The sequence below is a fragment of the Kitasatospora sp. NPDC056076 genome (genome assembly GCF_042266305.1).
In the GTDB taxonomy this organism is placed as follows: Bacteria; Actinomycetota; Actinomycetes; order Streptomycetales; family Streptomycetaceae; genus Kitasatospora.
Genome location: NZ_JBHJWG010000001.1, coordinates 128,322 through 152,580 on the forward strand (window position 1 = coordinate 128,322; position 24,259 = coordinate 152,580).

The window sequence follows — 24,259 nt, forward strand, 5'->3', positions numbered from 1 at the left end:
CCCGTCACCCCCGGCCCCGTGTTGCGCGGCCCCGGCCCCGCGGGCCCCCCGGCGGGCCCGGGGCGGGGGGGGGGGGCGGGGGCCGCCGGGCCCCGGGCCCCCCCACCGCCCCGCTCAGCTCCCGCCGAGGATCCGCAGCCCGGGCAGCAGGCCGGGGATCAGCGGAGGCACGTCCACGCCCTGCTGGGCGCCGCTCGGCGTGCTGGGCGCACCGGACGGCGGCTGCGGCACCTGCGGCGGGGCCGCGTCGGCGCTCGGCGAGGGCCGGCCGCCGGTGAGCCCGCTGGTGAGGTTGCCGACCAGTCCGTTGACGGCGTCCGGTGCGCTGCTGGGCAGGGTGCTCGGCAGTCCGCCGCCCTTGGCCCCGCCGCCGGCCGTGCTGCCGCTGCCGGCGGTGTCCGGGGCGCGGTCGGTGCCGGGGCGGTTGCCGGTGCCCGTGCCGCCCTGGGACTGCGCGGAGCCGGGTGCGGCGCCGGAGCCGTCGGGCCCGGTGCCGGCCGGGGAGCCGCCGGTCGAGGAGGAGGAGTCGTCGCCCGCTCCGGTGCCGCCCGGTCCACCGCTCTTGGCGGGGGGCTGGGTCAGGCGCAGGGGCGCGACGTCCTCGGTTATGTCGTCGAAGAGCTGGTTCACCAGGTGGGCCTGCTCGGTGAGTTGGACCGGAAGTCGGCCCTGCAGCTCGCTCCAGCGGCCGTCCTCGTCGTGGGCGAAGCCGGCCAGCGCGCGCATCGGGCCCAGTGAGCCGTTGCTGCGGTAGACCGAACGCAGCAGCTCGCGGCCCTTGAGGGCGTCGGCGTGCATGTCGTCCAGCGCGCGGCGGACCCGGTCGACGGTGCCGGGGCTGAGCCCGGTGGTCGAACCGGACGGCCCGACCAGGGCGTTGGCCTCGCCGAGCCGGGTGGCGGCGTTGCCGAGCAGCAGTTCGCCGCGCTCCGAGTCGGAGTCCGCGAGGTCGAGTCGGAGCCCTTCGAGGCCGCGCTTCATGCCGTACAGCGTGTCCCCGGGGAGGGCACTGGTGCTTGCGGCGGCCGCGCCGGCCAGGCTGCCGACGGCGAGCCCGGCGACCAGTCCGCCGATCGCGAAGCGGCGGCTCCACCGGCCGCGCGGCGCCGTCCGGATCGCCCGGTGGCGGCGCTGGCGGGGCACCGCGGCACCCGGCCCGCCCGCGAAGGCCTGCTCGAACGCGGCCATCAGCTGGGCGCGTTGGACCGTCCGGACCTCCTGGTCCAGGACTGGCCCGGGCAGTGCCCCCAGCGCGTCGGCCACCCCGACCAGTTCGGCCATCGCCACCGAACCGGCTTCGGCGGCGGCGATGTTGGCCGATTCGGCGGTGGCCGCGCGGAGTTGCTCCGCCTGGTGGGCCTCCAGCGCCTCGGCGAAGGCCTTCGCCCGTCGGTGCTCCAGCACGTTTGCCGTCACGGGCCACACCTCCCTTCGTCGTTGTCGACACCCCGGCCCGCCGGACGGTTGCCCCGGCGGGCCAAAGCCACTCCATCGGGTGACAGGTCACAATTCGGCTTGACCGTATGCCTGGTGGGGGCTTGCATGCTGGCCAACGAGCGGTACGGGCGGTCGGTTACGCACGGCTGATCATCGGACCGACCGTTCACCCGGACGTGTCGCCCGGGTGGCAGTGGTGACGGGCCGTCGGGCCGGCGCCGGGTCGGGCCCCGCCCGGGCCCTATCGCTCCCTCGGTCACCGTCGCCTCACCGCGCGTCGGGCGGCAGGAGCCGGGCGAGGGTGCGTACGGCGCGGTACTGAAGGGTCTTGATCGCACCCTCGTTCTTGCCCATGATCCGCGCCGTCTCGGCCACCGACAGCCCCTGGAGGAAGCGCAGCGTCACGCACTCCTGCTGCTGGGGGTTGAGCCGGCGCACCGCGTCCAGCAGGGCGGCGTTGGAGAGCGACTCCAGCACCGACTCCTCCGGGCTGCGCTCGCACTCGTTGGAGTCGAGCATCTCGCCGGTGGTGACCTCCAGCCGGAACCGGCTGGACTTGAAGTGGTCGGCGACCAGGTTGCGCGCGATGGTGACCAGCCAGGCCCCGAAGTCGCGGCCCTGCCAGGTGAAGGTGCCGATCCGGCGCAGCGCGCGCAGGAAGGTCTCGCTGGTGAGGTCCTCGGCGGTGGCCCGGCTGCCGACCCGGTAGTAGATGTAGCGGTAGACGGTGTCCGCGTAGTGGTCGTAGAGCCGGCCGAAGGCCTCGCTCTCGCCGGCCTGGGCCCGCTCGACCAGCTCCATGATCGGGTTGTGCTCGGTCTCGTAGCCGGGGCTCGGCGCGGTGCGCGTGCGGCTGCGGCCGACGCCGGTGCTGCCGGTGCGGCTGCGCGAGCCGGTGCCGGTGGAGCCGGCGGCGGTGGTGCGCAGCGCGGTGCCGGGGCCGTGCTGGTGGCCGAACGGCACACCGGCGGGCACGAGTTGGGGCGAGGCGGCGAGCTGGCTGCGGAGCAGGGTGCGCAGCAGGTCCAGGCCGGTGGAGATCTGCCGCTCGGCCGGGCGGCCGCGGAGGCCGGTGCGGGGGCGCAGGGGCGCGGACGACGGGCGGGAGGGTGCAGGCGCGTCGTTCCGGACGGGTGGGTACACGGGACTCCCAGAGGCAGAACTGTGGACGGATCACCTCCGCCTGCGCGGAGAGCACTCCCCATGACATCCGTTCGAGCGGGACGCATGGGTGACGTGCATCCAGGAGAGAATAACGCTTTGTGCAATGACAGCTACACCGTGTGGTCGAAGTGGTCGTTTGGGATCCATTTGTTGCGCATATTCGGCTGACACTGACCGGAGATGTCAGCGTTCATCCGGCTCAACGTGACCGTTCGGGCGCCCAGGGTGACCAATTCGGCGGCACTGCGGGCGGTTTCCCAGCCTTGGGGCTCCGCAACCCCCGACTTTCCCGGCCTGGCGAACGATCAGAACCGGTCACCGGGTGACAAGTTCGCACAGCGGGCCCGGACAGCCGTGCCGGAGCCGGGAGTTCGCTCGTACGAGGGGCCAGGTCAGGCCCCTGATTGACGCCCTCTCACCCGCACGGGGGAGCGGCAGAAACGGTTCCGTGGACGGCCGTCCGGCCCGGACCGGGGCTCAGCCGCGCCGACGGCGGCGCCGCAGCGCCACCCCGGCCGCGGCCGCACCGGCCAGCACCCCGAGCGCGGCCGCCGCCGGCAGGCCCGCCCGGGCCGCCTTGCGCCCGGTCCGGAAGTCGCGCACCCGCCACCCCTGCGCCCGGGCGTGCCGCCGCAGCGCGCCGTCCGGGTTCACCACGTACGGGTGGCCGACCAGCGAGAGCATCGGGATGTCGTTGGCCGAGTCGCTGTAGGCCGCGCAGCGGTCGAGGTCCAGCCGCTCGCGCCGGGCCAGCGCGTTCACCGCGGCGGCCTTGGCCGGGCCGTGCAGCAGGTCGCCGACCAGTCGGCCGGTGTAGTGGCCGTCCCGGGCCTCCGCGACGGTGCCCAGCGCGCCGGTCATGCCGAGCCGCCGGGCGATGATCCGGGCCACCTCCAGCGGGGCGGCGGTGACCAGCCAGACCCGCTGGCCGGCGTCCAGGTGCATCTGGACCAGGGCGCGGGTGCCCGGCCAGATCTTGTCGGCGACGACCTGCTCGAAGACCTCCTCGCAGATCACCTCCAGGTCGGCGGTGCGCTTGCCGGCCACGATGCCCAGGGCGGTGTTGCGGGCGTCCGAGATGTGGTCCGGGTCCTCGGTGCCGTGCAGGCGGAAGAGCGCCTGCTGCCAGGCGAAGCGGGCGATGTCGCGGCGGGTGAGGAAGCCGTGGCGGTAGAGGCCGACGCCGAGGTAGAAGATCGCGGCGCCGCGCAGGATGGTGTTGTCGCAGTCGAAGAAGGCGGCGGCGCGCGGGTCGTCCCGGTCCGGGGTGTGGTTCCCGGCCGGGGCCTTGGGGGCCTTCCCGGGCCGGCCGGGTGCCGGGCTCCCCTCGGTGGCGGGGGCCGCCCCGGGCTCCTGCGCCACCGGGGCGTCCGTCGCGGGGGAGAGCAGCGGTTCGGCGCGCAGCGCGGCCTCGGCCGCCGCTGCCGCGGCCTCGCCCGCCAGGGCGCTCCGCTCGGTGGTGGAGCGTCTCGCCTGGGTGAGCCTTCGGAGCACGGCCATGTCACCGAGCATAGCCAGCCGGGCGGGGAGCGGCCGTGACGGAGCCGTGCCCGTGCGGTGAACAGCTGCCGGGCGGGCACCGCCCCGGGCCGGAGGGGCGGGTCGAGGACAATGGGCAGGTGAGCCCACTGCTGCGACGCAAGAGCCCCGAGCCGGCGGCCCGTACCGTGACCCTGGTCGGCAAGCCCGGCTGCCACCTGTGCGACGAGGCCCGGGAGGTGATCGTCCGGGTGGCGGCGGAGCTGGGCGCGACCTTCGAGGAGAAGGACATCACCCGGGACGAGGAGCTGTACCGCCGCTACTGGGAGCAGATCCCGGTCACCCTGGTCGACGGCCGCCAGCACGACTTCTGGCGGGTCGACGAGAACCGCCTGCGCAAGGCCCTGGGCGGCTGAAGAGGGGTTCGTGCGTGCACCACCTCCCCCGCCGACCGGCGGGGGAGCTTCGCCGAATCGTTGTCGAAGACACTCCGTTCCGGCGTGGGGCCGGGCGCCCCGGTCGGCTTACGATCGAACGCGTTTACGCCCGTGGGGGGCTGAGCACGCGAGGAGTGCCGCCATGCTTCCCCGTCCGACCCCCGCGCTGCCCGCAGCCCCGGGCTTCGCCGTGGTGGACGTGGAGGCGACCGGCCGCAGCCCGTGGCGGCACCGGGTGGTCGAGGTCGCGGTGGTGCTGCTGGACGATCGGCTCCGCCCCGAGGGCGAGTTCGCCACCCTGCTGGACCCGCTGGGCCCGGTCGGCCCGACCCATGTGCACCGGATACGCCAGGCCGACGTCGAGGGCGCGCCCCGCTTCCGGGAGATCGCCCCCCGGCTGCTGGAGCTGCTGGCCGGCCGGGTGCTGGTCGGTCACCACGTCAGCTGCGACCACGCCTTCCTGGAGCGCGAGTTCGCCCGGATCGGGGTGCCGCTGCCGCCCGTCCCCCTGCTGTGCACGATGCGGCTGGCCGGCGCCCACCTGCCGCAGGCCCGCGGCCAGGGCCTGGCGGCCTGCGCGGAGGCGGCCGGTCTGGGCTGGTTCCCGGCGCACACCGCGCTGGGCGACGCCCGGGTGACGGCGGAGCTGCTGCGGCACTGCGCGGGCGTCCCGTCCTGCCCGCCGGACGACTGGACCGGGCCGCTGCGCGAGGCCGCCCGGGTGCCCTGGCCGCGGCTGGGGCGGGCCCGTTCCCGGCCGTCCGGCGGTACGGTGCCACTGCTGCGCAGGGAGGCGCCGTACGGCCCCTGGCTGCCCGGCGCCCGAGCCCCGGAAGTGGTCCTGACACAGGCCGGTGCTATGAGCTCATCGGCGTGATGCGTGTCACTGTGCCGGGACAAATCGGACACCATCTTTGTGCACACGTTCACAAACGCTTAGCCTGGCTGCCAAAGCCCAGCTTCACCCACAGGAGCACCGTGGCAATCGGCCGATCACCACAGAGCAGTTCGCAGACGCCCGACCAGGGCGCCGCGCGCCGACCCGCGCGCGCCCGGGGCATCCCGGAGGCGACCGTCGCCCGCCTCCCCCTCTACCTGCGGGCCCTCACCGCGCTCTCCGAGCGTTCGGTGCCGACCGTGTCCTCCGAGGAACTGGCCGCCGCCGCCGGTGTGAACTCGGCCAAGCTGCGCAAGGACTTCTCCTACCTCGGCTCCTACGGCACCCGGGGCGTCGGCTACGACGTCGAGTACCTCGTCTACCAGATCTCCCGCGAGCTCGGCCTGACCCAGGACTGGCCGGTCGTCATCGTCGGCATCGGGAACCTCGGCCACGCCCTCGCCAACTACGGCGGTTTCGCCTCCCGCGGCTTCCGGGTCGCCGCCCTGTTGGACGCCGACGCGAACGTGGTCGGTTCCACCGCGGCCGGACTGCCGGTGCGCCACATGGACGAGCTGGAGTCGATCGTCGAGAGCCAGCACGTCTCGATCGGTGTGATCACCACCCCGCCCGGCGCCGCCCAGCAGGTCTGCGACCGACTGGTCGAGGCGGGCGTCACCAGCATCCTGAACTTCGCCCCGACCGTGCTGACCGTCCCGGACGGCGTGGACGTGCGCAAGGTGGACCTCTCCATCGAGCTGCAGATCCTCGCCTTCCACGAGCAGCGCAAGGCCGGCGAGGAGCCCGACCGCACCGAGTCGGTGCTGGACCGCGCCCCCGGCCCGGTCCGCGCGGCCGCGGCCAAGCTGCGCCGGGCGGCCGGCGGCAGCGGCAAGGGCCGCACCGGCGCCGAGCCGGCGGCCAAGGAGCCGGCCGAGCCGTCGGCCAAGGGCAAGCCCGCCAAGGGCGGCGAGGGCGAGCTGTCCGCGGTGATGCCCGCGTGAACACCGAGAGCTGTGGGGGGCGGGCATGAGTCTTCTCGTCGTCGGACTGAGCCACCGGACGGCACCGGTCGGCGTGCTGGAGCGTGCCGCGCTGACCGGTGAGGTCCCGACCCGGCTGCTGCACGACGCGGCCGCGTCCTCGACCGTCGCCGAGGCCGCCCTGCTCAACACCTGCAACCGGATCGAGCTGTACGCGGACGTGGACAAGTTCCACGGCGGCGTCGCCGAGCTGTCGCTGCTGCTGGCCCACCACAGCGGGGTGGACCTGGAGGAGCTGACCTCCCACCTCTACGTCCACTACGAGGACCGCGCCGTCCACCACCTCTTCTCGGTGGCCTGCGGCCTGGACTCGATGGTGGTCGGCGAGGGCCAGATCCTCGGCCAGCTGCGCGACGCGCTGGCCAAGGCGCAGGACGAGCACACCGCCGGGCGCGGCCTGAACGAGCTGTTCCAGCAGGCCCTGCGGGTCGGCAAGCGGGCGCACAGCGAGACCGGGATCGACAAGGCCGGCCAGTCGCTGGTCACCTTCGGCCTGGAGCAGGTCGCCGCGGGCGCGGGCGAGATCGCCGGCAAGCGCGCGCTGGTGGTCGGGGCCGGCTCGATGAGCTCGCTGGCCGCCGCCACCCTGGTCCGCTCCGGGGTCACCGACCTGCTGATCGCCAACCGCACGCCGGCCCGCGCCGAGCGCCTGGTGGAGATCCTCGGCCCGGACGTGGCCCGCACCCTGGACCTCGCCAAGGTGCCGCAGGCGCTGGCCGACGTCGACCTGGTGATCTCCTGCACCGGCGCGGCCGGCGTGGTGGTCCGGGCCGAGGACGTCGCCGCCGCGGTCGCCGTGCGCACCGCCCCCGAGCCGCTGGCGCTGCTCGACCTCGCCATGCCGCGCGACGTCGACCACGCCGTGCACGAGCTGGACGGCGCCCTGCTGGTCGACCTGGAGAGCCTCTCCCACGCGCACGCCGCCAGCCCCGGCGCCGGCGACGTCGACGAGGTCACCCGGATCGTCTCCGACGAGGTGACGGCCTTCGGCGCCGCCCAGCGGGCCGCCCGGATCGCGCCGACCGTGGTCGCGCTGCGGGCGATGGCCTCCGACGTGGTCGCCGCCGAGCTGGGCCGGCTGGACTCCCGGCTGCCCGACCTGGACGAGCGCTCCCGCGCCGAGATCACCCAGACCGTCCGCCGCGTCGTCGACAAGCTGCTGCACGCCCCGACCGTCCGGGTGAAGCAGCTGGCCGCCGAGCCCGGCGGCGCGTCCTACGCGGACGCCCTGCGCGAGCTGTTCGACCTCGACCCGGCGGCCGTGCACGCCGTTTCGGGCACGCCCGTCGGCGGCCGCCCCCAGCCTTCGGCCGGGAGCACCAGATGAACCGTCAGCCATCCCACGAGTACCACCGGGACGATCACCTCATGAATGGTCAACCGCTCACCGAGCAGGCTCCGGCCGCCGCCCTGCGGCTCGGCACCCGGCGCAGCGCGCTCGCCATGGCCCAGTCGGGCATGGTCGCCCGCGAGGTGACCAGGCTCACCGGCCGCCCCGTCGAGCTGGTCGAGATCACCACCTACGGCGACACCTCGCGCGAGGCGCTCGCCCAGATCGGCGGCACCGGCGTGTTCGTCTCCGCCCTGCGGGACGCCCTGCTGGAGGGCCGGATCGACTTCGCCGTGCACTCGCTCAAGGACCTGCCCACCGCCGCGCCCGAGGGCCTGGCGCTGGCGGCCGTCCCCGCCCGCGAGGACGTCCGGGACGCCCTGGTCGCGGCCGAGGGCCTGGCCCTGGACGAGCTGGTGGAGAAGCTGGCCGGGGCCGGTCGCCCGGCCCGGATCGGCACCGGCTCGCCGCGCCGGATGGCCCAGCTGAACGCCTGGGCCCGGGCCCGCGGCGCCCAGCTGGAGACCGTGGCGATCCGCGGCAACGTGGACACCCGGATCGGCTACGTGAGCGCCGGCGAGCTGGACGCCGTGGTGCTGGCCACGGCCGGCCTCAACCGGCTCGGCCGCAGCGCCGAGATCTCCCAGCACCTCGACCCCGAGCTGATGATCCCGGCCCCCGGCCAGGGCGCGCTCGCGATCGAGTGCGCCGCCGCCGACACGGACCTGACCGCCGCGCTCGCCGCACTGGACCACGCCCCCACCCGGGTCGCCGTGGCCGCCGAGCGCGCCCTGCTGGCCACCCTGGAGGCCGGCTGCTCGGCCCCGGTGGCCGCACTGGCCACCTGGGGCCGGGAGAACGAACTGCAGCTGGACGGGGTGGTCGGCGATCCCGACGGCACCGCCCTGCTGAAGATGTCCGCCAACGGTCCGATCGTCCTCGACGAGACCGCCGAGCAGCAGGCGCGGGCCCTCGGCCACGCCCTGGCCGCCCGGCTGCTCGACGCGGGCGCGGCCACCCTGATGGGGGAGCGAGCCCGATGAGCCCCACCGAAGCCCTCTTCCCGGCCGGCCAGCCCACCGGACGTTGCACCTTCCTGGGGGCCGGCCCCGGGGACCCGGGGCTGCTGACCCTGCGCGCGGTCGAGGTGCTGTCCTCGGCCGACGTCCTGGTCGCCGACCCGCTGACCGCGGCCGCCGTGCGCACCCACTGTCCGGCCGGCGTGCAGGTGCACGCCCCGGCCGCCGAGGGCGCCGACTTCGACCTGGCCAAGCTGGTCGCCGAGGCCGTCCGGTCCGGCAAGCACGTGGTCCGCACGGTCGACGGCGACCCGGGCCTGGACGGCTGCGCCGCCGAGGAGATGCTCAGCTGCGCGGGCGACGGGATCCCCTTCGAGGTGATCCCGGGCGTCGCCCAGTCGGTCGGCGTCCCGGCGTACGCGGGCGTCCCGCTGCGCGGCGCGGCCGGCACCGACGTCCGCTTCGTGGACGGCGGCCAGCTGCTGTCCGGCGCCCCGGTCGACCTGGGCGCGCCGGAGACCACCCTGGTGGTCCGCACCACCCTGGGCCAGCTGCCGGCCACCGCGGGCGCGCTGGTCTCCAACGGCCGCAAGCCGGACTCGGCGCTGAGCGCCACGCTGTCCGGCACCACCACCCGCCAGCGGACCTTCACCTCCACGCTGGCCACCATCGCGGCCGACCTCAAGATCGCCCGGGTGCTGCCCTCGCCGGTCTCCGCCCCGGTGGACCCGGCGACCTCGGTGATAGCCGTGGTGGGCGAGCAGGTCGCCCACCGGGCCTCGCACTCGTGGTTCGAGACCAAGCCGCTGTTCGGCTGGAACGTCCTGGTGCCGCGCACCAAGGAGCAGGCCCACGGCCTGTCCGAGCAGCTGCGCTCGTACGGCGCGGTGCCGCAGGAGGTGCCGACCATCGCGGTCGAGCCGCCGCGCACCCCGCAGCAGATGGAGCGGGCCATCAAGGGCCTGGTCACCGGACGCTACGAGTGGATCGCCTTCACCTCGGTGAACGCCGTCCGCGCCGTCCGGGAGAAGTTCGAGGAGTACGGCCTGGACGCCCGGGCGTTCGCCGGGATCAAGGTCGCGGCGGTCGGCGAGACCACCGCCCAGGCCCTGGTGGACTTCGGCGTGAAGCCGGACCTGGTGCCCTCCGGGGAGCAGTCCGCGGCCGGGCTGCTGGAGGACTGGCCGCCGTACGACCCGGTCTTCGACCCGATCGACCGGGTGCTGCTGCCGCGCGCCGACATCGCCACCGAGACCCTGGTGGCCGGCCTGGTCGAGCTCGGCTGGGAGGTCGACGACGTGACGGCGTACCGGACGGTGCGCGCCTCGCCGCCGCCGGCCGAGACCCGCGAGGCGATCAAGGGCGGCGGTTTCGACGCGGTGCTGTTCACCTCGTCCTCGACCGTCCGGAACCTGGTCGGCATCGCCGGCAAGCCGCACAACGTCACGGTCATCGCCTGCATCGGCCCGGCCACCGCGAAGACCGCCGAGGAGCACGGCCTGCGGGTCGACGTGATGGCCCCGGCGCCGTCGGCGGCCGCGCTGGCCCAGGCGCTGGCAGACTTCGGCGCCAAGCGCCGGGACACCGCGACGGCTGCGGGCGAGCCGGTCTACCGGCCCAGCGAGCGCCGTCCGGGATCCCGCCGCAAGGCCCGCTGAGATCCCTCAACTATGGTGCTGGGGGCGGCGGTTCGTCGCCCCCAGTACTGCACAACCGTTCGGAGAGAGAAGCCGTGTCCGCTGAATTCCCGTACGTTCGCCCCCGTCGACTGCGGCAGAGCCCGGCGATGCGCCGACTGGTCGCCGAGACCCGGCTGCACCCGGCGGAGCTGATCCTGCCCGCCTTCGTCAGCGAGGGCATCAGCGAGCCCAAGCCGATCGCCGCGATGCCCGGCGTGGTCCAGCACACCCGGGACAGCCTGCGCAAGGCCGCGGTGGAGGCCGCCGAGGCGGGAGTCGGCGGCATCATGCTGTTCGGCCTGCCCGAGGTGAAGGACGCCGTCGGCTCCGAGGGCACCAATCCGGACGGGATCCTCCAGCGGGCCATCAGCGACGTGGTCGCCGAGGTCGGCGACCGGCTGGTGGTCATGTCCGACCTCTGCCTGGACGAGTTCACCGACCACGGCCACTGCGGCGTGCTGGCCGAGGACGGCAGCGTGGACAACGACGCGACCCTGGCGCGCTACGCCGAGATGGCCGTGGTCCAGGCCGAGGCCGGCGTCCACATGGTCGGCCCGTCGGGGATGATGGACGGTCAGATCGGCGTCGTCCGGCGGGCGTTGGACGCGGCCGGGTACCAGGACGTCAGCGTCCTCGCCTACACCGCCAAGTACGCCTCCGCGCTGTACGGGCCGTTCCGCGAGGCCGTCAACTCCTCGCTCAAGGGCGACCGCAAGAGCTACCAGCAGGACCCGGCGAACGCCCGCGAGGCGCTGCGCGAGCTGGAGTTGGACCTCGCCGAGGGTGCGGACCTGGTGATGGTCAAGCCCGCGATGCTGTACCTGGACGTCCTGCGGCAGGTCGCCGACGCCTCGCCGGTGCCGGTGGCCGCGTACCAGATCTCCGGCGAGTACTCGATGGTGGAGGCCGCCGCCGCCAACGGATGGATCGAGCGGGAGCGCACCATCCTGGAGACGCTCACCTCGATCCGCCGGGCCGGCGCCGAGCAGATCCTCACCTACTGGGCGGTCGAGGCCGCCGCGTTGCTCAAGCAGCAGTAGCACCGCTACAGCAGAAGGCCGGGCCGCTCCCCCCGCGGGGAGCGGCCCGGCCTTCCTCGTTGCTACTTCCAGCCCTTGATGTGCGCGAAGCCCGCACCGCCGCCGATCAGGTCGGTCGAGGTGGCGGCACCCTCGGCGAAGCCGCCGGCGACGACGTCGGTGGTGTGGCCGACGCCGAAGCCCCCACCGGCCACGAACGGGTGGTCACCGGAGGCGACGATGCCGCCGCCGCCCACCAGGCCGACGTGGGCGAACGCCGGGGTGGCGGCACCGGCGAGCGCGAGCGCGGCGGTGACGGTCAGGGCGGCCTTGGCCAGCGTGCTCTTCATGGATCTGCCCTCTCTGTGGGGGCGCCCGGGGCGCCCGTCCTCTGACTGGTGCTGTGACTCTTGTCTGCCAAGCCCGGAGGGCCCGGGGAGCTCTTCCTCCCCGGGCCCTCCGTCCGTGCCGTGCCCCTTGATCAGCCGATCAGGTGCGAGACACCCGCGTCGCCCGAGGACTGGGTGTTCTGGCCGACGTTGCAGATCTGCTTCGGGGTGCTGTTCAGGACGGGCACCTCGACCGGAACCGCGACGCCGACGACGGCGACGGCGATGTTGTGGACCTCCGGCAGGCAGATGTTCGCGTTGTCCAGGGTGTGGAAGTTCGGGCTGCCGTTGCCGTGGGTGCCGGTCTGGTTGGTGCCGCCGTTGCCCTGGACGGAGGTGGCGGCGCCGTCCGAGTCGACGATGGCGGAAGCCGAGCCGGCGGACATCGCGATGGCGGCGGCGGCCAGGCCGGCGGCGGCGAGGGACTTCTTGATCATTTCCGGTTTTCCTCTCAAGGGTGAATCGGGGAGCGATTCGAGGGTGGTTCAGGGGGGTGGTGCGGAGGTGGGCTGGGGGAACGTCAGCCGACCAGGTGGGACACGCCCGCGTCGCCGTGGCTCTGGGTGCCCTGGCCCTGGGTGCAGTACTGCTTGCCACCGCTGTTGGCGATCGGGACCTCGACCGGGACGGCCACACCGAGAACGCCGACGGCGATGTTGTGGATCTCGGGGAGGCAGACGTTCGCGTTGTCCAGGAAGTGGAAGTTCGGGCTGTTGTTCCCGACCGTCCCGGTGAAGTTGGTGCCGCCGTTGCCCTCGATGGAGGCGGCCGAGCCGTCCGCGTCACCGATGGCCGAAGCGGGAGCGGCGGCGCCGGCGAGCGCGGCGACGGCCAGGCCGGCGGCGGCGAAGGACTTCTGGATCATGGGGAGATCCCTCTCTGAAATGCTTTCGGTTTCCGTGCGTAGCAACGCGTCGGACGCTCAGACCCGGTCTGCAGTCACTGACGTCCAGATCAAAGAATGACGGCACGGAAGGTTACGGGGATTTTTGAAAAGAGTCCGGGAGGCGCGTCCGAGGGTGGTTTCCGGTCGGATTATTACGCCGAATCGGTTAACGCCCGCAATCCGAACTCCTGGTCACTCGTTGCGCAGATTGCTTTCCGGCTGCGGCCCCGCAGCCCTCCCCGAAGGAACGGTGAAAAGCATGAAGTTCTCCAAGCGGGCCGGCGCGATGCTGTTGGCGGTCGGTGCGGGCGTGCTCGCCTCCCAGGGAGCGGCCTCCGCCGCCCCGGTCAGCCCCGACCAGGTCGGAGCCCTGGAGGACAAGCTGGCCACCCAGCAGGTCCCGGCGGACGTACCGCTCACCCCGCTGGGCAGCCACGTCACGGCCGGCATCCCCACCTCCCTGCTCATGCCGCCGGTGGCCGGCCGGACCACCGACAACGGGCTGCTCCCGGACCACCTGGTGCCCCAGCTGGCCACCGGCAAGGTCGGCCCGAGCGCCAAGGCCCAGCTGCCGCTGCCGCTGGTCGACCAGGGTGCCGACCTCGGTGAGGTGCTGCTGGAGGCCCCGGCCGCGCCGCTCCAGGCCAAGACCCCCGGCCTGGACGTGGGCAAGCCGCTCTCCCTGGTGCACGACGGCACCGGCCAGCTGGCCGACGGCCGGCTCCGGGTGGACGAGGTGGACCCGCACCTGGTGCCCGGCGCCGTGCAGACCGTCCCCGGGGCCACCGCGAGCCTGGGCGGCGACGAGAGCCGGCTCTCCGTCACCGACGAGGCGAACGACCTGGCCAACACCACCACCGCCACCGCCACCGGCGTCCTGGGGCAGACCGACGCGACCGGCACGGCGACCTCGACCGTCACCGGCCTCGTCCAGCAGAGCGGCCTGGCCGACCTCACCCAGCTCTGAGGCCAGCGCTGCGCCTGGCTCCGAGCCCGGCGCGCCGGAGCCCGGCACCCCTGGCCACCAGGAGGGGTGCCGGGCTCCGGCGCGTCCGCGGTCAGCCCGGCAGGACGCCGGAGAGCCCGCCCACCAGCGGGAGGTCCTTGACCCCGCCGCCCGCGCTCAGCGGTCCGGTCAGCGTGCCGGTGCCCACCGGGGCCAGGCCCTGGTCCGGCCGGACGGTCGCCCCGTTGTTGAGCACGTCGGCCGAGGAGTTGGCCCACGGGTCCAGGCGCAGGCTCTTGATCGGCGCGACGCCGTAGCCGAGGCCGGCCGTCGTCCCGTTCAGCGCCTGCCCGACGTCGGTCTTCGCCAGCGTGGCCGGGCCCGCGGCGGGCTCCTGCCCGGCGGCGGGAGCGGCCTGCGCCGAACCCGCGCCGAGCAGCACCACGGCGCCCACGGCGGCGGCCAGCCCGGCCCCGCCCTTCTTCGAAACCATGCGGTTCACCCTTCGGTGGAGTGCGGCCCGGCCCGGCGGAACCCGAGGGAGGGCCCTGAGCATCCGGACGTCCCGTCCGGAGAAACCGAACTGCCCCCCGGCCGGCTGGTCGGGGGGCAGGACGGCCGAAACGCGTGCCGATCGGGGATCAGCAGTCGTCCGCGGGCTGCGGGTGCATCTCGACGTTGGCGCAGCTGTTGCCGAAGGCCGGGTTCAGCAGGCCGATCACGTTGATGGAGTTGCCGCACAGGTTGATCGGGATGTGCACCGGGACCTGGATCTGGTTGCCGGAGGCGACACCCGGGGAGCCGGCGGCCACGCCCTCGGCGCCCGAGCTGGCGGCGGCGGAGCCCGCCGCGCCCATCACCAGGCCGGCAGCGGCGGCGGAGAGGACGGCGACCTTCTTCACGTTCTGCATGGGGGTTGATCTCCTCGATCACACACGGGTGGAGCGTGCCGCGCCCCGGCGCTGCGGGGCGCGGCACGGGCTCGGTGAATCAGCTGTCGCCGGGTCGGCGACCGCGGGTTCAGCCGACGTTGGCGCAGGAGTTGCCGAACGCCGGGTTCAGCAGGCCGATCACGTTGATGGTGTTGCCGCAGACGTTCAGCGGGATGTGGATCGGCACCTGGATCTGGTTGCCGGAGAGCACGCCGGGGGAGCCGGCGGCCACACCCTGGGCGCCCGAGCTGGCGAACGCGCCGCCCGCGGCACCGAGCACCAGGCCGGTGGTGGCCAGCGACAGGATGGCGGCCTTCTTGAGGTTACGCATGTCTGTTCCTCCGATTTCTGCCCGACGCAAGGGGAATGTCGGGAAACGGGCGAGCACGAATACTCACCCGAACGGTTCAGGGATTGCCGTGTTTGTCACTCCGGCGGCGCACACCGGCGTGTTGCGCCCGTGGCTCGGGCGTCGACGCAGCCGCCGCGTTCTTCCGGTACCTCGCGAACATTTCCCGCACGGCCGGGAACGGTCCGGACAGAGGTGCGACCGGGAATTCCCGGTCAGGCGTTCAGGCGGTGTCGCCGAACGCCGGGTTCTGGGGGGCCCGCCACGTCGACCGGCCCGCCGTGGGCCGCGGTGCCGACGTGGCCGTGGGCGAGCTGCGCATGGGCGGTACTCGATTCGTGTGAGCAGGGCCTGGTGGATCGTCTTCGTGAGGGAGAACGAGGCAGCGCGCGAGGGGAAACGGTCCGGTCCGGTGATCACCCGAATGCCGGTCGGCGGCCGGATTGCTCCAGACGGGTGACAGTGCGGACACCGTCGCAACCGCTCCGGACGGGTGTCGTTCTAGATGTCGCACTCCCCGTGCATCTCTGTATGAACAGTCAGGAGGCTCGCATGAGCATCAAGAAGACCGCCGCCGTCGGCGCGGCCGTGGTGGGCATCGTGGCCGCCGGCGCCGGCACCGCCATGGCCAGCTCCGGCGCCGAGGGTGTCGCTGCGGGTTCCCCCGGCGTCATCTCGGGCAACCAGATCCAGATCCCGGTGCACGTTCCCGTCAACCTGTGCGGCAACAGCATCGACGTCGTGGGTCTGCTGAACCCGGCGTTCGGCAACCACTGCGCCAACGTGGGCTGAACCCACCCCCGGTTCGGCCGGTGAGAGCCGCCGTTCCGTGCTTCCCTCCTGGGGCGCGGAACGGCGGCTCTTTTTTCGGGTCCTCCCGGGTCCTCCCGGGTTCTCCCGGGTCCGCTCGTGCCCTCCCGTGCCGCCACCGTTCCGGGGGCGGTTTCCCGGTGTTGTCACGAGCCTTGTTGCACTACTTGTCAGTACCTAGAATGTGAGACCTGCTCACCTTTTCGGCACCTCTCTTGCCCCGCACCGCCCGGCGCCCCGGGCCGGGCGGCCCCCACCCCCGCAAGGAGTCGCGTGTGATCAGGTTCCGCACCCCCGCTGCGCGGCGGGCGCGAACGGGCTCGTCCCGGTCCGCCGCACTGCTCGCCACCGGCGTCCTCGTCGCCACCCTCGGCCTGGCCGGCGCCCCCGCCGCGTTCGCCGACAGCGCCCCGGCCCCCGCCCCGGCGCCCACCCGCCCGGCCGCGATCGTCGCCCTCGGCGACAGCGCCATCTCCGGGGAGGGCGCCGGCACCGACACCAACGACGGCTACTTCCCGGAGACCGACACCTCCACCAACTACTGCCACCGGCACCCCAAGTCGGAGATCTTCACCACCGACATCCCCGGGGTCACCCCGATCGACCTGGCCTGCTCCGGCGCCCAGACCGGCGACCTGGTCAGCGACCCCGAACTGGCCAAGATCACCGGCGGTGGCAGCGGCGACTTCGGCGAGCCCAAACAGGACGTCAAACTCGCCGACACGGCGGCCAAGTACGACGTCAAGATGGTCGTCGTCACCATCGGCGCCAACGACGACTTCGACTTCAGCGGCATCATGATGCACTGCCTCGCGCAGTACTTCCCGATCCCCAAGGACCAGGGCTGCCGGGACACCATCGGCAGCGACGAGATCCGCCGGCGGGCCAAGGCGGTCCAGCCCAAGGTGGTCGCCGCGCTGCAGAACATCCGGCAGACCATGCGCCGGGCCGGCTACGCCGACTCCTCGTACCAGCTGGTCTACCAGTCGTACTTCAACCCGATCACCCCGGACATCCGGCGCAACGACTACCTCGGCAAGATCGCCGACGGCTGCCCGGCCTTCCCCGAGGACCTCGCCTGGGGCCACAACCTGGTGGTCCCCACGCTCAGCGACGCGCTCCGCGGCGCGGCCGAACAGGTGCCCGGCGTCCGGTACTTGGACCAGCGGCGGGTCGCCTTCGGGCACGAGGTGTGCGCGGAGTGGACGAGTTCGCCGTACGAGTACAGCAACGGGGACGTCATCAACCTCTCCGAGTGGGCCCGCAACGGCTGCGACTCGCAGATCGGCATCCCCGGGCTGTGCATGAACATGGTCCGCCAGTCGTACCACCTGCGGGTGGCCGGCTACCGCGGCGAGGGCGTCTGCCTCGGCCAGTTCTTCGCCAAGCCGGACCAGACGGAGGCGTACTGCACCCTCAACCAGCAGAACACCACCTCGATCCAGCCGCTCACCCCCGGCAAGCCCTTCGGTGACACCCCCGAGGACGGCTCCTGGTACCAGCTCACCAACGCGGCCACCGGCAACGCCCTCGACCTCACCGGCGGCGGCAGCTACGGCGACTCCACCAACGGCCGGGCCGCCATCAGCTACCCGGCGACCGGCGGACTGAACCAGTCCTTCGTCCTGGAGGCGAAGGCCGGCGGCAGCTACGAGCTGGACTTCAGCGGCAACCGCGGCATGTGCCTGGACGCCAACGCTGCCTCCACCGCCCCCGGCACCCGGATCCAGCAGTGGGGCTGCAACGGCGGCGCCAACCAGCACTGGGTGTTCACGCCGGCCGGCAACGGCAACTACAGGATCGCCGACTCGGCGGACCCGACCAAGGTCCTGGCAGCCGGCACCACCCTCGACGCCAAGGGCAACCCCTACGTCGAACTCGCCACCGACACCGGCGCCCCCACCCAGCTCTGGCAGCTCACCAAACTCGGCATCGTCTACCTCCACAGCTGACCCCAGCCGACCTCAGCCCGCCGCCGCCCCCACCCGGGCGGCGGCGGCCGCACCCAGCGGGTAGGCCGTCTCCACCGGCAACAGCGCGGCATCCCGCTCCCGCCGCACCCGGTCCGCCAGCGCCGTGACGTCCGTGATGCCCCGGATCCACTCGTCCGCGTAGCGCCGCACCGCCTCGCCGCGCAGCCCGACCTGGATCGTCCGCCACTCCAGCGCCCGCAGGTCCGGCCCGCGCTCCGGATCCCACTGCACCCGCACCGGGCTCTGCCGCAGCTCCCGCTTCCAGGCCGCCTGCGAGGCGTGCACCCGCCCGGTGTAGCCGCTCAGCACGGCCCGCTCCAGCGCCCAGTCGAAGCCCTCGCGGCTGATCTCCAGGGCCAGCACCCGCTCCTGGCCGGGGCTCCGGCCCCAGTCGCTGCGGTGCATCATCCAGAGGAACGAGGGCTTGATCCAGGTCATCCGGTCCCGCTGGAACGCCTCCGGGAACCGCCCCTCGGCCGCCGCCGGTTCGGCGATCGCCGGCGGGAAGGCCTGGTAGACGGTGAGGGTGTCAGCGGTGTGGAGCGCCCGGATCTGGTGCTTCGGCGGCTGGAGCGGCATGCGGGCATCGTCGGGGGCGGCGGCGGCCGGGCGCCACGGGTTTTCCGGGGTGGGCGGGGGCGGGGTGGGGTGCGGGGGTGTGCCGTAGGCTCTCCGGAACGTCGTTGCGCCGGAGCCGCGCGCACCATGAGCGGGGCGGGGAGTACCCAGAGCAGATGAGCACGGCATCGAGCACCGAGTCGTCCAGCACCGAACCGTCCAGCGCCGCTCCGGTGGCCGGGCCGGGGGAGCCGGTCGAGGAGCGGGCGGACCGTACGCCCGGCCGGTTCATGGCGCTGGTGGACCGCTTCGCGCCCGCGCTGGGCGCGTACGCGGTGGTCAAGGCGATCGGCCTGACCGTGTTCCTGATGCTGCTGGAGCACACCGGCGACTACTTGAAGAAGCAGCCCGGCCGGGGCGGCGGCGCCCACTCCTGGGACGTGCTGGGCACCTGGGACGGCGTCTGGTACCAGCGGATCGCCGAGAACGGCTACGACCCGCAGCTGATCGAGCTGCACGGGTTCCCGCTGGCCACCTACTACGAGAACTCCTCCGCCTTCTTCCCGCTCTACCCGTGGCTGATGCGGCTGGTCGGCGCGGTCACCGGCCTCGGCCCGTACGGCTCCGGGATAGCGGTCTCGGTGCTCGCCTCGCTGGTCGCCGCGGCCGGGATCTTCGCTATCGCGGAGCGGCTCGCGGGGTTCCGGGCCGGTGTGATCGCCGCGGTGGTCTGGGGCCTGTTCCCGGGCTCGGGCGTGGAGTGGGCGGTCTACTCGGACTCGCTGTTCGTCGCGCTGTCCGCCTGGGCCTGCTACTGCGTGATGACCCGCCGCTGGCTCGCGGCCGGGCTGCTGGCCCTGGTCGCGGGCCTGAACCGGCCGACGGCGGCCGCGCTGATCGCGGCGGTGTCGATCGCCGCGCTGGTCGCCCTGGTGCGCCGCACCGACGGGGTGGCCCGCCCGCTGACCGCGATGCTGATCACCCCGTGGGGCCTGTTCGGCTACGTCGCCTGGGTGGGCTGGCGGATGGGCGACTGGGGCGGCTACTTCAAGCTCCAGCGCGGCGCCTGGAACCGCTACTTCGACTTCGGCGCCTCCACCGTGCGCACGGTGATGGACGTGATCACCGGCCACTGGGACTTCTGGCAGTCCAATCCGGTGCCGGACCTGATCGCGATCGCCCTGCTGATCGCCCTGCCCGGCCTGCTGGTGCTGCTGGCGCGGGCCCGTCCGCCGCTGGTGCTGTGGGTCTTCACCGCGCTGACCGTCTTCACGGCGCTGAGCAGCAACCAGATCTTCGGCAACATCTCCCGCTACCTGCTGCCGGCCTTCCCGCTGTGCATCGGCCTGGCGGTGGCGCTGCGCAAGGTGCGGACCTCCTCGCTGATCGGGCTGTTCGCGATGCCGGTGATCGCGGCGGGCTGGTACGCGGGCTATGCGCTGTTCGAGTTGGGTATCCCGTAACCCCGATGTTGGTTGGCTACGGGATCATCCGGCAGCAGACGGGCCGTTGCTAATCTCGGACGTATGACGACGACCCCGCCCGTGCGCCAGATCCGCGACATCTCCGGCCTGCTGGACCACGCGAGCCACGTGCTGGCGACTCGGATGGCGGCCGCCTTCACCGAGCTCGGGATCACCCCGCGCGCGTACGGCGTGCTGTTCCACGCGCAGGAGACCGAGCGCACCCAGATCCAGCTGGCCGAGCTGGCGGACCTCGACAAGACCACCATGGTGGTCACCGTCGACGAGCTGGAGAAGGCGGGCCTGGCCGAGCGCCGCCCGTCCGCCACCGACCGCCGGGCGCGGATCATCTCGGTCACCGAGGCGGGCGAACGCGCCGTCGAGCAGGGCACCGCGATCGCCGACCGGGTCCACCGGGAGGTGCTGGAGGCGCTGCCGCGGCCCGAGCAGGAGGTCTTCGTCTCGGCCCTGTCCCGCCTGGTGGACGGGCACCTGGCGGAGCCGGTCGAGAGCGAACGCACCGTCCGACGGGCCCGCCGCTCCCGCGGCTGACCCGCCCGGGGAGCCGATCCACGCTGACCGGATCCCGCCACGGCTCAGACGCCGGTGTAGAGGAACCGGACGTACCGATGTCCGGCCACCGCGCGGCGGTGTGTCTCGGCCGCTTGATGTGCGGCCGCGAGGCGGGACTGGTCGATGCCGCCAGCTTGAGTGGCCGAAGCTTCCCGGTCGAGATCCAGCCGCGCTCGTTTCAGCCCCTCGGCCCGCTTCTGGTGTTCCACCAGCAGGTTCTGTCGCTCGCCGGCGATCCTCCTGGTCGCTTCATCCTTGAGTCGCTGGGTCGCGCTGGTCAGATCCTGGAGAGCCTGGGTGATTCCGTTGCGCTGGCTCGTGTAGCGCGCGGTGATCTCCTTGTGTCGCTGCTGTCCGAGGGTCATCGGGGCGCGGCCAAGGGCTGCGGTCCCGCAGCGCTCGCGCCAGGCTTCGAGGGTCTGCGCCTTCTGTGGGCCGACGCCGCGAACCTTCACCTGCTGTCCGTTCGGACGGATGATGTATGCGGTCACCGACCCGTAACCGCCGCTGGTGGAGACGAGTTTGATCCCGGTGAAGTCGGCGGCGGTCACGATGCCGTACGCCGCGAGTTCCCCCACCGTCTTGGGGCCGAACTGGTGCAGCTGTGCGGCGCTGATCCTCTTTCCTCGCAGCCGCTCGTGCACCACCTGCGCGCGCAGGGCGTTCAGTGCCTGTTGGAGCTCGGACTGTTGCGCGCCCGAGAGTTGCGCCAACTGCTGTTCGAGTGTTCTGCGCCGCCCCGCCGCGTCGGCTTCGACTCCGGCGTGCTGCTGCTGGAGCGCCCTGTCCAGCCGCTGTTGTCCGGCCTGGCGCAGGGCCGGGAGCGCCGCCTCGTCCCGGTCGAGTCCGGCTCGGTGTTGGTCGATGCGGGCGAGGGTCTCCGCCTGGTGTCGGGCTTCTGCTTCCAGCCGATCGAGCGCCCGGCGCAGAGCCGCGGCTTCCCGGACCTCAGGGCGGGAGCGACGAGCCTGCCGGACGAACAGGGCGGACACCGCAGCGCAGACGATGCCGACCGGCAGCAGGACATGGGTGAAGAACAACAGCACGGGGGCGAGGACACCGATCGGCAGAAGGACGGCTGCCAGCACGTCCACCAGGCGGCGCCGGGCGAAGCCTGTCGCCGTGATGGGCGCCTGCGAGCCGCCCGGTGCGGTGTGTGGCGGTGTGGGCGGTGCAGCTGCGGCTCCGGCGGCGGGTGCGACATGGTCTTTCATCCACCCCGGTAGCGGGCCTCTGGGCGAGGGCACCTTGGGGGGAGGGCCTACGGTGCTCGTGGGCCGACCGAGGGTGCTGAGGTCCGGCAGCGTCGAGAGTGGCAGACCGGCCAACATCTGTACGCGTTCGGCGAGTTCGCGCACGGCGCGGTCTCCGTGGTGGACCAGGGCAGGGAACCGGCTGGAGTTGGCCGGGTTCTTGAAGTCGTCCTCGGACAGCAGCAGGTACTCGCCGCCGTCCTCGTGGAGCTGGTGCCAGAGGGCGGGTTCGACGGACAGTGCGAACAGCGACAGGTAGATCACCCACGCGGAGAAGCGGTCCATGCCGGGCCCGAAGTCACCGGCCGAGCGGTTGGGGGGCTGGTAGTTGCGATGGCCGTTCTCGGTGCCCGGAAGCCCCTTGAGGGCCGGGACAAACATGCCGTCGTAGTCGACCAGTCGGAACGTCCCGTCCTTGGCGACCAGGAGGTTACCGTGCTGGAGGTCTCCGTGGGCGATGCCGGCGGTCGTGAGGTCGGCGACCAGGCCGGTGAACCGGTCCGCGAGTGCGCCCACGGCCGCCCGGTCGGTGAAATGGGTCTCCAGCCAAGCCGACAGGGTGATGCCTTCGACCCACTGCATCTTGAGGATCGGGTAGCGATCGTTGTTGACCAGGATGCCGTCGGGCAGGTACTCGAACCCCATCTTCCAGGGCTGGGACAGTGAGGCGTCGGCCATTCCGCCGAGCTTGTCGCTGATCGCGTGGAAGCGGTTCTCCTGATCGCCGACCTCGCGGGTGAAGCACTTCAGCGCGTACCGCCGCCCGGTGGTCGAGCTGACGGAGAAGACGCTCGCGAAGTTCCCGGAATTGGCCCGGGGCAGCCCGAGCTTGGTGAGTGTGGGTGTCGAGCTGGCCAGCTCGGGATCCCGGAAGCACAGACGGGGGGTCTGCAGTGCGGTCGCATAGTCGCCACCGGTAGGGAACGTCCGTTTCGGACCGGCGGCATGAGATCGCGCCACGCTCAACTCACCCTCTATGCGTCGATGTGGATCAGGGCGACGTCGTCGTTGTGGAGCCGGCCGGACGTCCGCAGCGAGGTGACCCACTTCTTGAAGCCCGTGAGATCGTTCTGTCGAGTGTGGTCGGTCAACCTGCCGATTTCCACGGGAAGTTCAGATTCGAGGCCAAGGATCCAGGCAGCCATGGCATCGGTCGCCAGGAAGAGGTCGTCGCCCTCCTGGAGGGTTCCGCGGGCGAACTGCGTACGAGTGGCGATCAGTTCGAAGTCGCGGTTCCGACTGCCGAACAGATTGGGCGTGGTGCCGAATTCCCTTCGGTCGGTGAGTGGGAAGGCTGCGAGCAGTTCCCCGTCCCTGACGTGGAAGAGGCAGCTGTCGCCCAGTGCCGCGGCCTGCCAGCCGTACTCGTCGTCGGCCGTGCGTTCCACTTGGACTGCCAGGAAGGTGGCGAAGGCACCCCGCTCAAACTTGGCCTCCTCGTACCACTGCACCGGTTTCCCGCCCCGGGCGCGATCATCGATGTAACGCTCCAAGTGGGATTCCCAGTTGTTCACCAGATCTGCCGCCAGGGCGGTGAGCGCCTCCCGGGAGCCAGCCAGGACAGACGGGTCGAGGTGGGCCCGGTCGACGAGCCCACGAGCCAGCATCTTCGACCAGTCCTTCGCCAGCGCGCTCTCCGACGCACCGTCTGACACCGCGGCGATCAGCCGGTCGCCGGACACCGCCTCCTCGCTGGCGGTGTCCGGTCGGACCGCGAGCGCGTCCTCGCACTCGATCTCGCTGTTGCCCTGCTTGGGGACCAGCAGATGGGTGACGAAGATCTGCCGACGCGTCACCGGAGCTCGGTCGCCCGGGTGCCGATGTCGAGGAACTGGACGACGGAGGTGATGTCCGCGTTGTAGACGAAGCCCCTGGTCGCCTCGCTGACCTGGTAGCCCTGGGATGCCGCGTACGACCGCATGTGGCTGGGAAGCACGCTGGACATCGTGAAGAGAAGCCGGGAGTGCTGGTCCGGGAGGGCGGCGTCGGTGTCCGGGAAGGTGACGGGCAGTCCACCGGCACCCGAGACATGAAGGTTGAACAGGAGTGCGGCACCGTCCGCGGTGGCCTGGGAAGCGATGTCGATCGCCGTCGAGGTGGGGTCCCCGTCGGTGGACTCCCCATCGGAGAGGTTGAGTACGATCGGCGGAAAACCGCCGGGGTGCTCCTCGATCCACCGGGTGACCAACTGGTCGGCGTACTTGAGCGCCCGACTCATCGGCGTTCCGCCGTTGGCGACGGGCGCCATCCACACGGGGAACTTGGTTTCGGTCTCGACCAGCCCGCCGGCCCCGTCCGGCACCTTCTTGGTGCGCGTCTCCACACGGAACGGGTTGTCCGCGACCTGACTCAGCGGTACCAGATCCCGGCCCGCGAGATCGCCGTTGAAGGCGGAGCCCACGGACGTGTGCCCGTAGCCGATGACCGCGACGTGGAAGTAGTCGCGAACCCCCTCCTCCTTGGCGCACTTGATGGAGAGCTCGGTGAGCAGCCGGTTGATGGCGTCCGAAACCACCTCGGCCTTGCTCTTGGGTACCTCGCCGCCGATCGGATCACTCATGGACGCGGACTGGTCCACCAGGAAGATGATGGCCGTCGGGTTGGTGCGGCTGATCTCGGCCGTGTACGACATGCGACTGCTCC

Annotated in this window: 25 protein-coding genes; 12 read left to right on the forward strand and 13 right to left on the reverse strand. The window is 72.5% G+C overall.

What is annotated here, in order from left to right; translation table 11 throughout:
- Positions 1 to 114: 114 nt before the first annotated feature.
- The 3 genes from ACFC1T_RS00635 to ACFC1T_RS00645 form a co-directional block, all read right to left on the reverse strand.
- The gene (locus tag ACFC1T_RS00635; RefSeq protein ID WP_375881752.1) at positions 115 to 1,416 is read right to left on the reverse strand and encodes a DUF5667 domain-containing protein; all 1,302 of its coding nucleotides are present in this window, start codon (positions 1,414 to 1,416) and stop codon (positions 115 to 117) included.
- Between the two features lie 288 nt (positions 1,417 to 1,704).
- Positions 1,705 to 2,523: an ECF subfamily RNA polymerase sigma factor, BldN family gene (locus ACFC1T_RS00640; protein ID WP_375882333.1), complete on the reverse strand. Its 819-nt coding sequence runs from the start codon at positions 2,521 to 2,523 to the stop codon at positions 1,705 to 1,707.
- A 555-nt stretch (positions 2,524 to 3,078) separates the two neighbouring features.
- A complete protein-coding gene (locus ACFC1T_RS00645; protein WP_375881755.1) occupies positions 3,079 to 4,101 on the reverse strand; it encodes an HAD family hydrolase in 1,023 nt (340 codons plus the stop codon).
- Between the two features lie 119 nt (positions 4,102 to 4,220).
- On the opposite strand from ACFC1T_RS00645, the gene ACFC1T_RS00650 reads away from it, so the two are divergent.
- The 7 genes from ACFC1T_RS00650 to hemB all read left to right on the forward strand — a co-directional run bounded on the left by ACFC1T_RS00650 (position 4,221) and on the right by hemB (position 11,505).
- A complete protein-coding gene (locus ACFC1T_RS00650) occupies positions 4,221 to 4,496 on the forward strand; it encodes a glutaredoxin family protein (RefSeq protein ID WP_375881756.1) in 276 nt (91 codons plus the stop codon).
- 163 nt (positions 4,497 to 4,659) lie between these two features.
- On the forward strand, positions 4,660 to 5,394 hold the full coding sequence (locus tag ACFC1T_RS00655; RefSeq protein ID WP_375881759.1) for an exonuclease domain-containing protein: 735 nt from the start codon (positions 4,660 to 4,662) through the stop codon (positions 5,392 to 5,394).
- 107 nt (positions 5,395 to 5,501) lie between these two features.
- Positions 5,502 to 6,398, forward strand: coding sequence for a redox-sensing transcriptional repressor Rex (locus tag ACFC1T_RS00660; RefSeq protein WP_375882336.1), 897 nt, complete (start codon positions 5,502 to 5,504; stop codon positions 6,396 to 6,398).
- Positions 6,399 to 6,423: 25 nt separating this feature from the next.
- On the forward strand, positions 6,424 to 7,764 hold the full coding sequence (locus ACFC1T_RS00665) for a glutamyl-tRNA reductase (protein WP_375881762.1): 1,341 nt from the start codon (positions 6,424 to 6,426) through the stop codon (positions 7,762 to 7,764).
- A gap of 41 nt (positions 7,765 to 7,805) precedes the next feature.
- A complete protein-coding gene (gene hemC, locus ACFC1T_RS00670; protein ID WP_375881765.1) occupies positions 7,806 to 8,810 on the forward strand; it encodes a hydroxymethylbilane synthase in 1,005 nt (334 codons plus the stop codon).
- Positions 8,807 to 10,444, forward strand: a complete 1,638-nt coding sequence (locus tag ACFC1T_RS00675; RefSeq protein WP_375881767.1) for a uroporphyrinogen-III synthase — start codon at positions 8,807 to 8,809, stop codon at positions 10,442 to 10,444. The genes hemC and ACFC1T_RS00675 overlap by 4 nt, the downstream gene beginning before the upstream one ends.
- 74 nt (positions 10,445 to 10,518) lie before the next feature.
- A complete protein-coding gene (hemB, locus tag ACFC1T_RS00680) occupies positions 10,519 to 11,505 on the forward strand; it encodes a porphobilinogen synthase (protein WP_375881769.1) in 987 nt (328 codons plus the stop codon).
- A 62-nt stretch (positions 11,506 to 11,567) separates the two neighbouring features.
- Here hemB and ACFC1T_RS00685 read toward each other — a convergent pair whose 3' ends face one another.
- The 3 genes from ACFC1T_RS00685 to ACFC1T_RS00695 form a co-directional block, all read right to left on the reverse strand.
- Positions 11,568 to 11,834, reverse strand: a complete 267-nt coding sequence (locus tag ACFC1T_RS00685) for a hypothetical protein (RefSeq protein WP_375881771.1) — start codon at positions 11,832 to 11,834, stop codon at positions 11,568 to 11,570.
- A 131-nt stretch (positions 11,835 to 11,965) separates the two neighbouring features.
- Positions 11,966 to 12,310, reverse strand: coding sequence for a rodlet layer protein (locus tag ACFC1T_RS00690; RefSeq protein WP_188309838.1), 345 nt, complete (start codon positions 12,308 to 12,310; stop codon positions 11,966 to 11,968).
- Between the two features lie 83 nt (positions 12,311 to 12,393).
- Positions 12,394 to 12,738 (reverse strand): rodlet layer protein, encoded by a 345-nt coding sequence (locus tag ACFC1T_RS00695; protein ID WP_375881773.1) that lies wholly within the window; start codon positions 12,736 to 12,738, stop codon positions 12,394 to 12,396.
- 280 nt (positions 12,739 to 13,018) lie between these two features.
- Between ACFC1T_RS00695 and ACFC1T_RS00700 the strand changes: the two genes are divergently transcribed.
- On the forward strand, positions 13,019 to 13,726 hold the full coding sequence (locus ACFC1T_RS00700; RefSeq protein WP_375881776.1) for a hypothetical protein: 708 nt from the start codon (positions 13,019 to 13,021) through the stop codon (positions 13,724 to 13,726).
- Positions 13,727 to 13,817: 91 nt separating this feature from the next.
- Here the strand turns inward: ACFC1T_RS00700 and ACFC1T_RS00705 are convergent, their stop codons facing one another.
- From ACFC1T_RS00705 to ACFC1T_RS00715, 3 genes are all read right to left on the reverse strand, one after another.
- Positions 13,818 to 14,198, reverse strand: a complete 381-nt coding sequence (locus ACFC1T_RS00705; protein ID WP_375881779.1) for a hypothetical protein — start codon at positions 14,196 to 14,198, stop codon at positions 13,818 to 13,820.
- A gap of 148 nt (positions 14,199 to 14,346) precedes the next feature.
- Positions 14,347 to 14,616, reverse strand: coding sequence for a chaplin (locus ACFC1T_RS00710; RefSeq protein ID WP_375881781.1), 270 nt, complete (start codon positions 14,614 to 14,616; stop codon positions 14,347 to 14,349).
- 109 nt (positions 14,617 to 14,725) lie between these two features.
- Positions 14,726 to 14,968, reverse strand: coding sequence for a chaplin (locus ACFC1T_RS00715; protein WP_375881783.1), 243 nt, complete (start codon positions 14,966 to 14,968; stop codon positions 14,726 to 14,728).
- Positions 14,969 to 15,538: 570 nt separating this feature from the next.
- Here ACFC1T_RS00715 and ACFC1T_RS00720 point away from each other — a divergent pair.
- A complete protein-coding gene (locus ACFC1T_RS00720) occupies positions 15,539 to 15,778 on the forward strand; it encodes a chaplin (RefSeq protein WP_375881786.1) in 240 nt (79 codons plus the stop codon).
- A gap of 293 nt (positions 15,779 to 16,071) precedes the next feature.
- Entirely contained in the window at positions 16,072 to 17,748 is a 1,677-nt protein-coding gene (locus ACFC1T_RS00725; RefSeq protein WP_375881788.1) for an RICIN domain-containing protein, read from the forward strand.
- A 12-nt stretch (positions 17,749 to 17,760) separates the two neighbouring features.
- On the opposite strand, the gene ACFC1T_RS00730 is transcribed toward ACFC1T_RS00725, so the two are convergent.
- The gene (locus ACFC1T_RS00730) at positions 17,761 to 18,348 is read right to left on the reverse strand and encodes a DUF4291 domain-containing protein (RefSeq protein ID WP_375881791.1); all 588 of its coding nucleotides are present in this window, start codon (positions 18,346 to 18,348) and stop codon (positions 17,761 to 17,763) included.
- 155 nt (positions 18,349 to 18,503) lie between these two features.
- Here ACFC1T_RS00730 and ACFC1T_RS00735 point away from each other — a divergent pair, with 155 nt between their 5' ends.
- Entirely contained in the window at positions 18,504 to 19,790 is a 1,287-nt protein-coding gene (locus ACFC1T_RS00735; RefSeq protein ID WP_375881793.1) for a glycosyltransferase family 39 protein, read from the forward strand.
- A 63-nt stretch (positions 19,791 to 19,853) separates the two neighbouring features.
- Positions 19,854 to 20,342, forward strand: a complete 489-nt coding sequence (locus ACFC1T_RS00740) for a MarR family winged helix-turn-helix transcriptional regulator (RefSeq protein ID WP_375881795.1) — start codon at positions 19,854 to 19,856, stop codon at positions 20,340 to 20,342.
- A gap of 44 nt (positions 20,343 to 20,386) precedes the next feature.
- On the opposite strand, the gene ACFC1T_RS00745 is transcribed toward ACFC1T_RS00740, so the two are convergent.
- Genes ACFC1T_RS00745 through ACFC1T_RS00755 form a run of 3 tightly spaced genes read right to left on the reverse strand, consistent with a single transcriptional unit; the run spans position 20,387 to position 24,248 of the window.
- Positions 20,387 to 22,582 carry a hypothetical protein gene (locus ACFC1T_RS00745; RefSeq protein ID WP_375881798.1) on the reverse strand — a complete coding sequence of 732 codons (2,196 nt, stop codon included), beginning with the start codon at positions 22,580 to 22,582 and terminating at the stop codon, positions 20,387 to 20,389.
- A gap of 8 nt (positions 22,583 to 22,590) precedes the next feature.
- Positions 22,591 to 23,412 (reverse strand): protein phosphatase 2C domain-containing protein, encoded by an 822-nt coding sequence (locus ACFC1T_RS00750; RefSeq protein WP_375881800.1) that lies wholly within the window; start codon positions 23,410 to 23,412, stop codon positions 22,591 to 22,593.
- The gene (locus ACFC1T_RS00755; RefSeq protein ID WP_375881803.1) at positions 23,409 to 24,248 is read right to left on the reverse strand and encodes a vWA domain-containing protein; all 840 of its coding nucleotides are present in this window, start codon (positions 24,246 to 24,248) and stop codon (positions 23,409 to 23,411) included. Before ACFC1T_RS00755 ends, ACFC1T_RS00750 begins: the two co-directional genes overlap by 4 nt.
- Between the last annotated feature and the right edge of the window lie 11 nt (positions 24,249 to 24,259).